The organism is Embleya sp. NPDC050154, assembly GCF_044460165.1.
Classification (GTDB): Bacteria; Actinomycetota; Actinomycetes; order Streptomycetales; family Streptomycetaceae; genus Embleya.
This window is the reverse complement of sequence record NZ_JBITJP010000015.1, coordinates 92477-105002: the sequence shown is the minus strand read 5'-3', so window position 1 is coordinate 105002 and position 12526 is coordinate 92477. Positions and strand designations below refer to the sequence as shown.

General features: G+C 72.6%; 9 protein-coding genes. 7 read left to right on the top strand and 2 right to left on the bottom strand.

Going from position 1 to position 12526, the window contains the following annotated elements:
* Positions 1-170 precede the first annotated feature (170 nt).
* A complete protein-coding gene (locus tag ACIBSV_RS29120; protein ID WP_395868137.1) occupies positions 171-761 on the bottom strand; it encodes an NAD(P)H oxidoreductase in 591 nt (196 codons plus the stop codon).
* Between the two features lie 48 nt (positions 762-809).
* Positions 810-1895 (bottom strand): NADP-dependent oxidoreductase, encoded by a 1086-nt coding sequence (locus ACIBSV_RS29115; protein WP_395868136.1) that lies wholly within the window; start codon positions 1893-1895, stop codon positions 810-812.
* Between the two features lie 184 nt (positions 1896-2079).
* Between ACIBSV_RS29115 and ACIBSV_RS29110 the strand changes: the two genes are divergently transcribed.
* The 7 genes from ACIBSV_RS29110 (at position 2080) to ACIBSV_RS29080 (ending at position 12525) form a co-directional block, all read left to right on the top strand.
* Positions 2080-5397, top strand: coding sequence for an AfsR/SARP family transcriptional regulator (locus ACIBSV_RS29110; RefSeq protein WP_395868134.1), 3318 nt, complete (start codon positions 2080-2082; stop codon positions 5395-5397).
* A gap of 431 nt (positions 5398-5828) precedes the next feature.
* Positions 5829-6185: an arsenate reductase family protein gene (locus ACIBSV_RS29105; protein WP_395868132.1), complete on the top strand. Its 357-nt coding sequence runs from the start codon at positions 5829-5831 to the stop codon at positions 6183-6185.
* 281 nt (positions 6186-6466) lie between these two features.
* Positions 6467-9340 carry a Na+/H+ antiporter subunit A gene (locus tag ACIBSV_RS29100; RefSeq protein ID WP_395868131.1) on the top strand — a complete coding sequence of 958 codons (2874 nt, stop codon included), beginning with the start codon at positions 6467-6469 and terminating at the stop codon, positions 9338-9340.
* Positions 9337-10131, top strand: coding sequence for a Na(+)/H(+) antiporter subunit C (locus ACIBSV_RS29095; RefSeq protein ID WP_395868130.1), 795 nt, complete (start codon positions 9337-9339; stop codon positions 10129-10131). Before ACIBSV_RS29100 ends, ACIBSV_RS29095 begins: the two co-directional genes overlap by 4 nt.
* Positions 10128-11699 carry a Na+/H+ antiporter subunit D gene (locus ACIBSV_RS29090; protein ID WP_395868129.1) on the top strand — a complete coding sequence of 524 codons (1572 nt, stop codon included), beginning with the start codon at positions 10128-10130 and terminating at the stop codon, positions 11697-11699. Before ACIBSV_RS29095 ends, ACIBSV_RS29090 begins: the two co-directional genes overlap by 4 nt.
* Positions 11696-12265, top strand: coding sequence for a Na+/H+ antiporter subunit E (locus tag ACIBSV_RS29085; RefSeq protein WP_395868128.1), 570 nt, complete (start codon positions 11696-11698; stop codon positions 12263-12265). The genes ACIBSV_RS29090 and ACIBSV_RS29085 overlap by 4 nt, the downstream gene beginning before the upstream one ends.
* Positions 12262-12525 (top strand): monovalent cation/H+ antiporter complex subunit F, encoded by a 264-nt coding sequence (locus ACIBSV_RS29080; protein WP_395868127.1) that lies wholly within the window; start codon positions 12262-12264, stop codon positions 12523-12525. The genes ACIBSV_RS29085 and ACIBSV_RS29080 overlap by 4 nt, the downstream gene beginning before the upstream one ends.
* The last annotated feature ends 1 nt before the right edge of the window (position 12526 follow it).

Genomic DNA, 12526 nt, shown 5'->3' with positions numbered 1-12526 from the left:
CTGGGTGGCCTCATGCGCCGGCCGGGCTGGGTGTGCTCAGGCGCCGCACGGGCTGAGTGGCCTCGGACGCCGCACGGGCTGCTTGGGTTCAAGCGTCGGCTGGGCTGCGTGGTTCGGGTGGAAGCGCCGGTCGGCTCTTTGGGGCCCGGCCGGCGCTGTCGGGTTGGGGGTCAGGGGGTGAAGGTGGTGAGGACTTGTTCTGCTTCGGTGAGGAGGGTGGTGTCGTGGGCGCCGGTGGCTACCGTGTCGTAGAAGAGGTGGACTCGGGCGTTTTCGATGCCGCTGAAGTTGGTGATGCCGATTCGGAGGCGGCGGTCGAGGAGGTCGTCCCAGCCGCCCTTGGTGAAGTGTTCGTGGGAGTAGCCGGCCAGGCCGAGCCACAACATTCGTTTTCCGGCCAGGCGTGGGCGGCTGCGGCCGTAGGCGAAGCCGTAGTTCCATACCCGGTCGATCCAGCCCTGGAGTAGCGCGGGCAGCCCGAACCACCACACGGGGAAGACCACGACGATCGTGTCCGCGGCCTCGATCCGGGCCATCTGCGCGCGTACTTCCGGGCTGTAGTGCTTGTCCCGGTCGGCCCAGTCGGGTTCGTCCTCGACGGTCATCCGCGGGTCGAAGCCCTCGGCGTGCAGGTCGAGTACGTCCACGGTGTGGCCGTCGGCCAGCAGCCGATCCCGGACCCGCGCGGCGACCCGGGCGGTCAGCGAGTCGGCCCGGGGGTGGGCGAGGACGACGAGGGCGTGCGGCGCGTCGGTGGTCATGTCGGGGCCTTCCTCGGTGGTGGTACCGGTCGGAGCGGTGGGGCCGGGTCAGTCGGCCAGGCGGACGAGCATCTTGCCGGTGTTGGCGCCGCCGAGTACGCCGAGGAAAGCCGCGGGGGCCTGCTCGATGCCCTCGAACACGGTCTCGTCGGTGCGCAGCGAACCCTCGGTCAGCCAACCGATCGCGCGCTCGGTGAACTCGGGGAACAGCGCGAAGTGGTCGGTGACCAACAGGCCGCGCAGGTTCAGCCGCTTGATGTACGCCTGGAAGAGGTTGCTCGGGCCGGGCACCGGCTCGGTGGCGTTGTAGCCGCTGATCGCGCCGATCAGCGCGAACCGGGCGCCGACCTTGGCGTTCGCGATGGCCGCCGCCAGGTGGTCGCCGCCGACGTGGTCGAGGTAGACGTCGATGCCCTCGGGCGCGGCCTGGGCGAGTTGGTCGCCGATCGCACCGGCCCGGTAGTCGAGCGCGACGTCGTAGCCGAAGTCGGTACGCAGCCGCTCGGCCTTGGCCGGGCCGCCGGCCGAGCCGATCACCCTGGCCGCCCCCAGCTTGCGGGCGATCTGGCCGGCCACGCTGCCGACCGCGCCCGCCGCGCCGGAGACGAACACCGTGTCGCCCGCTCGGACGGGGGACACTTCGGTCAGCGCCGCGTACGCGGTCAGGCCGGGGGTGCCCAACGCGCCCAGGTACGCCTGGGCGGGGACGGCGGAGGTGTCCAGGACGACGGCGCCGGCCGCGTCCACGACCGCGTACTCGCGCCAGCCGGCGAAGTGCGACACGGTCGCGCCGACCGGGACCGCGTCGGCACGGGAGGCGATCACCTCGCCGACCGCGCTGCCGTCCAGGACCGCGCCCAGCTCGAACGGCGGTATGTACGACTCGACGTCGTCCATCCGACCGCGCATGTAGGGGTCGACCGACATCCAGGTGTTGCGGATCAGGAGCTGACCCTCGCCCAGCGCCGGGATCGCGGCGGTGACCAGCTCGAAGTCGGCGGCGGTGGGGGTGCCCACCGGGCGGGCCGCCAGGCGGATCTCGCGGCCGGTGGTGACAAGGTTGCCGGCGGCGGCGGCAGGGGCAGCGGCGGCGGTGCCGGTGGTGGCGGCGTCGGCGTTGGCGTTGACGGACATGGTGGGGCTCCCTGTTTCGGTGCTTCCCGGGCCGCGGTGTGTGCTGCTCGGGGTGTCTTGTTCGGGCCGTCCCGAACTCGATGACACGACTGTGCCGCCGGCCGCGCACGGAATCCTGGGGGTCTACGCACGGGCGCCGGCGGTCCACCGTCAGAGGCCGGTTGACCTGCGCTAACGTGGCGGCATGCGCTTCGGGGTGATGGGTCCGCTGGCGGTGTGGACCGCGGACGGACAGCCGGTTCGCGTCCCGGAGTCGAAGGTGCGCGCGCTGCTCGCGGACCTGCTCGTGCATCGGGGCCGGGCGGTTTCGGCGGATCTGCTCGTCGAGGACCTGTGGGGCGCGGACCCGCCGGGCAATCCGGCGAACACGCTCCAGACCAAGGTCTCCCAACTGCGCCGGGCGCTGGAGGCGGCCGAACCCGGCGGGCGTGAACTGGTCGCCTACCGCCCGCCCGGCTACGAGCTGCTGGTCGAGGCCGGTGCGGTGGACGCGGACCGGTTCGCCGAGCTGACCGCGCGGGCGCGGGCGAGCGCCGACGCGCGGACCCGGGCCGGCTTGTTCGCGGACGCGCTCGCGCTGTGGCGTGGGCCGGCGTTCGCCGACTTCCGGGACGAGGAGTTCACCCGCGCGGCGATCACCAGGCTGGACGAACAGCGGCTGACCGCCCTGGAGGACCATGCCGAGGCGCGTCTGGAACTGGGCGAACACACCTTGCTCGCCGACGAGTTGGGTGAGCTGGTGGCGCTGCATCCGGTTCGGGAGCGGCTGCGTGCCGCGCATCTGCGCGCGCTGTACCGGTCCGGGCGGCAGGAGGAGGCGTTGGCGGGGTACGCCGAGCTGCGCGAGCGGTTGGCGGACGAACTGGGCCTGGATCCGGGGCCGGAGCTGGCGGCGTTGCAGCGGGCGATCCTGGCGCAGGATCCGGGGCTGGCGCCGGTTTCCGCAGCCGGCTCGGCGGCGGGGTCCGTGCCCGGCGCCGCGTCCGGGGCCGCACGGGTCGGCGCGGCGACGGGCTCGGTGGGTTCGTCGGCGGACCCGGCGGGAGGTTCGACGGGTGCGGCGGGGCGTGCGCGGTCCAACCTGCCTGCCGCGTTGACCGAGTTGGTCGGTCGGGAGGACGCGGTGTCCGAGGTCGGCAAGCTGCTCCGGGCCGCCCGGCTGGTGACCCTGACCGGCCCCGGCGGGGTGGGCAAGACCCGGCTCGCGCTGGAGTGCGCGGCCCGGGCGATGGACGACTTCCCGTTCCCGGACGGGGTGTGGCTGGTCGAGTTGGCCGGCCGGCGCGATCCGAGCGGCGACGACCTGGCCGATGCGATCGCCTCGGCGCTGGGCATCCGGGACGAGGTCGCGGCCGGCGCGGGACATGTCGCGGCCCAGTCGCGGACCCGGTTGGCGGACGCGCTGCGTGGCCGTCGGCTGCTGCTGGTCCTGGACAACTGCGAGCACGTGATCGAGCCGATCGCCGAGTTGGCGGACCTGTTGCTGCGGGCCGCGCCCGACGTGCGGATCCTGGCCACGAGTCAGGAACCGCTCGCGGTGGGCGGCGAGGCGCTGAGCGTGGTGCGGCCGCTGGTGGTGCCGGACGCCGGGGCGGATCCGGCGGCGTTGGAAGGGTCCACGGCGGTACGCCTGTTCGTGGCCCGAGCGGCCGCGGCGGCGCCCGGCTTCGTACTGGACGCATACACGGCGGACGCGATCGCGGCGATCTGTCGGCGTCTGGACGGGATCCCGCTGGCCCTGGAACTGGCCGCGACCCGGGTGCGCGGGCTCGGCGTTCACGGTCTCGCGGCGCGGCTGGACGACCGGTTCCGGGTGCTAGGCGTGGGTCGGCGCGGGGTGCCGGCCCGGCAGCAGACGCTGCGCGCGATGATCGACTGGAGCTGGGAACTGCTCGGCGCACCGGAACGGATCGTGCTGCGCCGGTTGGCGATTCACGCGGACGGGTGTGCTCCCGAGGCCGCCGAGGCGATCTGCTCCGGCGACGACGTGGCCCGGGTGGACGTGCTCGACCTGGTCGGTCGGTTGGTCGACCGCTCGCTGGTGGTCGTGGTGGAGGGGCGGTACGGGCCCAGGTACCGGCTGCTGGAGTCGGTCGGCGCGTACTGCGTGGAACACCTGTACGCGTTGGGCGAGTTCGACGTGGTGCAGGCTCGACACGACGGCTATCTGGCCGAGTTCGTCGAGCGCGCCGGGCCGCGGTTGTACGGCCGCGATCAGTGCGAGTGGCTCGCGCGGCTGGACGCGGAGAGCGGGAACCTGCGCGCCGCGTCCGATGGCGCGGCCCGGCGCGGGGACGCGGGGCTCGCGTTGCGGTTGGCGGGTGGGGCGGCGTGGTACCGGTTCCTGCGTGGGCGCCACCGTGAGGCGTGGCGGGCGTTGGACGCGGCGTTGGCGGTCGAGGGTCGCGCGCCGGCCGCGTTGCGCGCGTCGGCGGGAGCCTGGCGGGCCGGGTTCGCGATGGTGATCGGCGACGGCAGCGATCTGGTACGGCAGAGCCGCGACGCGCTGGCGGCCTACGACGGGATCACGGAGGGGCGGGCGCGGGCCGAGTGGTTCCTGGGCCTGGCCCACCTGCACGTGGGGGACGCGGACGCGGGTGGCGAGCTGATCGATCGGGCCCTGGCGGGTTTTCGTGCGGCGGACGACGCGTGGGGGATCGCGGCGGCGTTGACCGGTCGGGCGAAGGCGGTGATGTTCCGCGGCGACCACGTGGCGGCCGGCGAGGCGGCGGCGGACGCCGCGGCGCGGTTCGCGGTGTTGGGCGAGCGCTGGGGGCTCGTCCAGGCGTCGGATCAACTCGCCTATGTGGCCGAGGTGTCGGGCGAATACGACCGGGCCGCCGAGCTGCATCGCGAAGGGCTGCGCGGGGCCGAGGAGTTGGGCCTGTGGACGGATGTGTCGTACCGGTGGTCCGGGCTGGGTCGGATCGCGTTGTTGCGGGGTGACTTCGGGTCGGCCGAGGAGTTCCACGAGCGGGCGCGTCGGCTCGCGGTCGAGCGGTCGGACCGGTTCGCGGAGGAGTTCGCGACGGTCGGGCTGGGGCTCGGCGCGCGACGTGCGGGGGACCTGGCGGGGGCCGAGCGGCACCTGCGCGGTGCGCTGGAGTGGAATCGTCGACTGCACGAGGACTACGGCGTGCCGTTCTACGGGGTGACGCTGTTGTTGGCCGAATTGGGCTTCGTGGCGGAACTGCGCGGGGACGCGGTCGGTGCGCGGGACCTGCACGAGGAGGGGTTGGCGGCGGCGCGGTCCTCGGGTGATCCTCGGGCGGTCGCGCTGGCGCTGGAGGGGCTGGCCGGGGCCGAGTCGATCTCGGGCCGAGCGGCGGAGGCGGCGACGCTCCTGGGCCGCGCGGAGGCGCTTCGGGCCTCCATCGGCGCGCCGTTGCCTGTCGGCGAACGCGGCGACGTGTCGCGGATCGCGGCGGCGGCCGGGAAGACACTCGGCCCTGCGGCCTATGCGCGGGCCTTCGACGAGGGCCTCAAGCGCGGGCCGGGTTGAGGGGTTCGGTGGGGCTTGGGTGTCGGTTGGGTTGGGTTGGCCTCAAACGCCGGCCGGGCTGAGGGGTTTCGGCGGGCGTTGGGTGTCGGTTGGGTTGGATTGGCCTCAAACGCCGGCCGGGCTGAGTGTCGTTGGCTGATTTCGAGCTGGTGCCGTGGGGCGCGTTGGGTTGGCTTCAAGCGCGGGCCGGGTTGAGGGGTTCGGTGGGGCTTGGGTGTCGGTTGGGTTGGGTTGGCCGCAAGCGCCGGCCCGGCTGAGGGGTTTCGGCGGCTCGATCGAAGCCGACGTTGCCTGATGCCTTGCCGAGGAGACCGAACGTGGATGGTCGGGGGTTGGCCAACGGGTTCTCGGGCACCGGCCTGACTGTGGGGTTCGTGGGTGCTGGGTGGTTGGGAGGGTGGGGTATTGGTGGGGTAGTAGCGTCCGGGGGTATGGAGATTTGGGTTAATCCTGCGTGTTCGAAGTGTCGGTCCGCGTTGTCGTTGTTGGATGAGGGGGGCGTCGAGTACACCGTGCGGCGGTATTTGGAGGAGCCGCCGAGTGTGGATGAGCTCGAGGCGGTGTTGGGGCGGTTGGGGTTGGAGCCGTGGGACATCACGCGTACCGGTGAGGCGGTTGCGGGGGAGTTGGGGATGGGGACGTGGGGGCGTACGACCGGCGATCGCGGGCGCTGGATCGCCGCGTTGGCGGAGCATCCGATTCTGATCCAGCGGCCGATCATCACCGCTGACGACGGCGCCACCGTGGTCGGGCGCACGCCGGAGGCCGTGCGCTCGCTGCTCGACTGAGGTGGTGACGCGTTCCCCCTCGGGACGGCGCGCCGCCGCGGTGGGGTGTGTTTTCCATCCTCTTTCGGGCTCCTCGCTGCACTCGCCGCCCCGACGAAACGCCCACGTGGAACCACTGGGCGGGCGCTTCGCCGGCACTCCGACGCACGGTGCCGGACGCCACGGAGTCCGACGGGGGATGGAAGGCACGCCGTAGGGCCGATCGCCGGTGCGGGTGGAAAAACGAGGGACATATGCCCGATTAGTGCTGATTTGGGCGTAATGCACCATAACGTAGCGTCATGATCTTCTCGGTGGCCTCGTACTTCGTGGTCGCGGCGATCGCCCCGTGGCTGATTCGACGCCTCGGGCGGAACGCCTTTCTCGTGCTCGCCGCGCTCCCGGTGGCGACCACGGGGTGGGCACTGGCCCAGGCCGCCTCGGTTTTCGACGGCGAGCCGGTGGTCGAATCGCGCCCGTGGATCCCCGAGCAGGGCGTCTCCCTCGCGTTTCGATGCGACGCGCTCGCGCTGCTGATGGTGTTCCTCGCGGCCGGCGTGGGTGTTCTGGTCCTGGTGTACTGCGCGCGCTACTTCGCCGCGGACGAGCCCGGGCTCGGCGCGTTCGCCGGAGTCCTGGTCGGCTTCGCCGGCGCGATGATCGGACTGGTCACCACCGACGACCTGATCCTGCTGTACGTGTTCTGGGAGCTGACCACGGTCTTCTCCTACCTGCTGATCGGCCATCGCAGCGAGCACCGGGGCTCGCGCCGGGCCGCGATGCAGGCACTGACCATGACCACCTTCGGCGGACTGGCGATGCTGGTCGGGCTGATCCTGCTCGGCGAGCGGGCGGATACCTACCGGCTCTCCGAGATCCTCGCCGACCCGCCCGGCGGCACCGTGGTGACCACCGCGATCGTGCTGATCCTGGTCGGCGCGCTGTCCAAGTCGGCGATCGTGCCGTTCGGTTCCTGGCTGCCCGCCGCGATGGCGGCGCCCACCCCGGTCAGCGCGTACCTGCACGCGGCCGCGATGGTCAAGGCGGGCGTGTACCTGGTCGCCCGCCTGGCCCCCGGCTTCGCCCAGGTCATGCCCTGGCGGCCGATCGTGCTGATCGCCGGCTGCGCGACGCTGCTCCTGGCCGGATGGCGGGCGCTGCGCGAGGACGACCTCAAACGAGTGCTCGCCTACGGCACCGTCAGCCAACTCGGCCTGCTGATCGTGGTCACCGGCGCGGGCAACCGGGACGCGGCGCTCGCCGGCATCGCGATGCTCGTCGCACACGCCCTGTTCAAGGCCACTCTGTTCCTGGTGGTCGGCATCATCGACCACGCCGCCGGCACCCGGGATCTGCGCCGACTGTCCGGCCTGGCCAAGGCCATACCGATCACCTGCGTGGTCGCGGTGGTGGCCGCGCTGTCCATGGCCGGGCTGCCGCCGATGGTCGGGTTCGTCGCCAAGGAGGCCGTGTACGAGGCGTTTCTGCACCGGGGCCGCACCGACTCCATCGTGCTGGGCGTGCTGGTCGCCGGCTCCGCGCTGACCGCCGCGTACAGCCTGCGCTTCGTCTGGGGCGCCTTCGCCCGCAAACCCGGCGTACCCACCACCGGCTGCGAACCGTTCGGCGGACTGCTGCTCGGCCCCGTGCTCCTGCTCGGCACCGGCTGCCTGGTGCTGGGCCCGGCGGCAGCGTCGCTGGACCACTGGATCTCGTCGTACGCCGACGAGTTCCCGGCCGAAGGGACCGACTACCACCTGGCCCTGTGGCACGGCCCGGGTACCGCGCTGTACCTGTCCTGCGCCGCGATCGGCGTGGGCATCGTGCTGTTCCTGGCCCGCGAGCCGGTGGTGCGCCTGCAACTGGCCACCGCGCGGATCGAACCCTCGCGGCTGTACGACGCGCTGGTGCGCGGTGTGGACCGAGGCGCCCTGCAACTGACCGGCACCACGCAGCGCGGCTCGATGCCGGTCTACGTCGGGGTGATCCTGCTCAGCCTGATCGCGACCACCGCCTCGATCGCGCTCGCCCACCTCCCGCTGCCCTTTCCGCATCCGCCACGCTGGTCCGACTCGGCCGCGCAGGTCGTGGTCGGCGTACTGGTCGCCGCCGCCGCGCTGATCGCCGCCGGCACCCGGGACCGGCTGCCCGCCGTACTCCTGGTCGGCGTCACCGGCTACGGCTGCGCGACGCTGTTCGTCCTCCAGGGTGCCCCCGACCTCGCGCTCACCCAAGGACTGGTCGAGACGGTCAGCGTGGTGGTGTTCCTGCTGGTGCTGCGCCGACTCCCGCGCCGGTTTGCGAACACCACCCGGCCGGGGCGCCGGGCCGTGCACATCGGCTTGGGCGTGCTCACCGGTGTGGTGCTCGGGGGCGTCGCGATCTCCGCGTTCGCCGCGCGCACCCACCCGCCGGTGTCCCAGGCGTTCGCCGCCGCCGCGAAGGAGGCGGGCGGCAAGGAGATCGTCAGCGTCCTGCTCGTGGACATCCGGGCCTGGGACACGATGGGCGAGATCGCCGTCCTCGCGGTCGCCGCGATCGGCGTGACCAGCCTGATCTTCGTGCGCCGGGCCCACGGCCTGCCGCGACCCGGCGACGGGGCACCGAACCCGCCGACGCCGCCCGGCGGGACCCACCCGGGCGAGCCGGACCCGGCGGCAGAGCCGATCCCCGGGCCGGTCGTGGTCGGCACGCTCGCCCCCGAGCGGCGCACGGTGCTCTTCGAGACGGTCGCGCGGGTCGCCTTCCCGACCGTGCTGGTGTTGTCGCTCTACTTCCTGTTCAGCGGCCACTCCACACCCGGCGGCGGCTTCGCCGGCGGGATCACCGCCGGCCTCGCGCTGCTCCTGCGCTACCTCGCGGGCGGGCGTTACGAACTGGCCGAGGCCGCGCCGTTGCCCGCCGGGCGGCTGCTCGGCACGGGCCTGGTGATCAGCGCGGGCGCCGGCCTGGTCGGCCTGATCGTGGGCGGCTCGGCGCTGCGCAGCACGGTGGTAGACGCCACGCTGCCGCTGTTCGGCGACGTGCACATCGCGACGTCGGTGTTCTTCGACATCGGCGTCTACCTGCTGGTGATCGGCCTCGTGCAGGACGTGTTGACCGCGCTTGGCGCGGAGCTGGACCGACGCATCGAACAGACCCGGGACCGGGACGCCGAACGGACGGTGATCGTATGAAGAGCCCGACGATGATCCTGGTACTGACCGCCGCCGTCCTGGTGGGCGTCGGGGTGTACCTGGTGCTGGAACGCAGCCTGACCCGGGTCCTGCTGGGCGTGGTGCTGATCGGCAACGGGGCCAACCTGATCGTGCTCGCCGGCGGTGGTCGCGCGGGCGGCGCGCCCGTGCTCGGGGTGACCTTGCCGAGCGCGATGAACGATCCGCTGCCGCAGGCGATGGTGTTGACCGCGATCGTGATCACGCTCGCGGTGACCGCGTTCGTGTTGTCGATGGTGCACCGGCACTGGGAACTCACCGGGACCGACGAGATCCAGGACGACGCCGAGGACCTGCGCGTGGGGCGGCGTGCCGAGCGGGGCAACCTGCGCACCGAACACCGGCGGCTGCGCCGCGAGTTGCGCAGGCAGACGGCGGAGCGTCGGGCGGTGGTGCGGCGGCTGGCGGTGGAGGCCCGGGCGAACTACGCCGACGAGTGTCGACGGCTGGGCGTGGACGAGCGAGGGCAGGGCGGCCGGCCCGAGGCGCAGCGGATCGTGGGCGAGCGGCGCGAGGAGCTGAAACTGCGGCTGCGCGGGATCAAGTCCGAGCACCGCATCCAGCAGGCCGAACTGCGGGCCCGTTTCCGGCGGGCGCGGCGCGAGCTCAATCGGCAGGCGCGGGCCGAACGGGCTGCCGTCGCCCGCGCGGACAGCGTGGTGGACGCGGTGCCCGACACCGAGTTCCCGCGCCGCGTCGATCCGGCGAGCCGAGTCCGTGACGAGCAGGGCCGGAACAGGCCCCGCCGATGAATCATCTGGCGCCGCTGCCGGTCTTGTTGCCGCTGTTCGGCGCCGGGCTCAAGCTGGCGATCGGCGCCCGACTGCCGCGCGGCCAGCGGGTGATCAGCATCGGCGTGCTGACCGCGGTTCTCGGCGTGGCGATCGCGCTCCTGGTGGCCGCGGATCGGGACGGTCCGGTGGTGGCCAGGCTGGCCGGATGGCCCGCGCCGACCGGGATCGTGCTGGTCGCGGATCGGCTGTCCGCGCTGATGCTGGTGGTCTCCTGCGCGGTCACCCTCGGCGTCCTGGTCTACTCGATCGGCCAGGGCCGTGCGGACGAGGACGAGGCCACGCCGCTGTCGGTGTTCCACCCCACGTACCTGATCCTGGTCGCGGGGGTGGCGGACGCGTTCCTGGCGGGCGACCTGTTCAATCTGTACGTGGGCTTCGAGGTGTTGCTCGCGGCCAGCTACGTGTTGTTGACCGTGGGCGGCACCGCCGCCCGGGTGCGCGCGGGCGCCGGCTACGTGGTGGTCGGCCTGCTGTCCTCGATGGTGTTCCTCGCCGCGATCGCGATGGTCTACGCGGCGACCGGCACGGTCAACCTGGCCCAGCTCGCGGTACGGCTGCCCGAGGTGGATCCCGGCGTGCAACTGGTGCTGGAATCGATGTTGCTGATCGGATTCGGGGTCAAGGCGGCGGTGTTCCCGCTGTCCGCGTGGCTGCCCGACTCGTACCCGACCGCGCCCGCGCCGGTGACCGCGGTGTTCGCCGGACTGCTGACCAAGGTCGGTGTGTACGCGATCATCCGGGTGCAGACGTTGCTCTTCCCGGACGGACATCTGCGCGCACTGCTCCTGGTGGTGGCCGCGTCGACGATGATCGTCGGCATCCTGGGCGCGATCGTGCAGAGCGACCTGAACCGACTGTTGTCCTTCACCCTGGTCAGCCACATCGGCTACATGGTGTTCGGCATCGCGATCGCGAGCGCGGCGGCCCTGGCCGGCACGGTGTTCTACGCGATCCACCACATCACCGTGCAGACCTCGCTGTTCCTGGTCACCGGGCTGATCGAGCGGCGCGGCGGGAGTACCGACCTGGGCCGGCTCGGCGGGCTGGTGCGGCTGTCGCCGGCGCTCGCGGTGTTGTTCTTCGTACCGGCGATGAACCTGGGCGGGATCCCGCCGCTGTCCGGATTCCTGGGCAAGTGGCTGCTGTTGCAGGCGGGCGCGGAGAGCGGCACGCCGGCCTCGTACGTGCTGATCGGCGCGGCGGTGGGGACCAGCCTGTTGACGCTGTACGCGATGGCCCGGGTGTGGGGGCAGGTGTTCGGCAGTTCGCCGGACACCTCGGGTGCGACCGCGTACTCCTCCGGCGCGAGTCTGAGCGGGCGTGATGTCGCGGCCACCGGCGGGGCATTGCCGCGCGCGATGACGTACGCGACCTGCGCCCTGGTCGCGGTGGGGTTGGCCTTCACGGTGCTGGCCGGTCCGCTGGTCGCACTGGTCGATCGCACGGGTGTGGAACTGGTGGGCCGGGTCGGCTATGTCGACGCGGTGCCGCTGCCGGGCGGGTTCGAACGCGGGGCGGGCCGATGACCGCGACCCGGATTCGGGCGGTGTCCCGGCGCGGGCGGATCTCGCCGCTGTTGGTGGTGTGGTTGACCGCCGTGTGGGTGGCGCTGTGGGGCACGCTGACCGTCGCCAACGTGCTGACCGGGATCGTGGTCGCGGTGCTGCTGTCGGGACTGCTGCCGCTGTCGTCCGGTCGGGGCAGGCTCGCGTTCCGGCCGTGGGGGCTGGCCCGGTTCGTGGCGATGTTCGTGGGTGACCTGGTGATGTCCTCGCTGCGGGTGGCGTGGCAGGCGTTGTGGCCGGGCAGGTTGCCGCGCAGTTCGGTGGTGGGGGTCGAGTCGGCCACCCGCTCGGACGTGCTGCTCACGCTCACCGTGCTCGCGCTGAACGTGATGCCCGGCAGCATCGTGATCGAGATCCGTCAGGGCCGGCCGACCACGCTGTTCATCCATGCCCTGGGCGCCGATACGCCGGCCTCGGTGGCGGCGGCCCGGCGGGCGGTGGTGCGCCTGGAGGCCCGGGTGGTCGCCGCGTTCGGTACCCGTGCGGAACGCGGCGTGTCCGCGGCAGACCCCGGAGGTGGTTCATGAACGCGTTCGTCGGCGGTGCCGTGATCGTATTGCTCGGCGGGGCCGCGGTGGCGGCCCTGATCCGGCTCGTGCGCGGGCCGTCGACCCTGGACCGGGCGGTGGCGGTGGACATGCTGCTCGCGGTGGTGTTGGCCGCGATCGCGGCGGAGGCCACCTTGAACCGACACACCACGACCGTGCCGGTGCTGCTGGCGCTGGCCCTGGTCGGCTTCCTGGGCTCGGTGTCGATCGTGCGCTTCTCGGCCCGCGAGGACGGCTGAC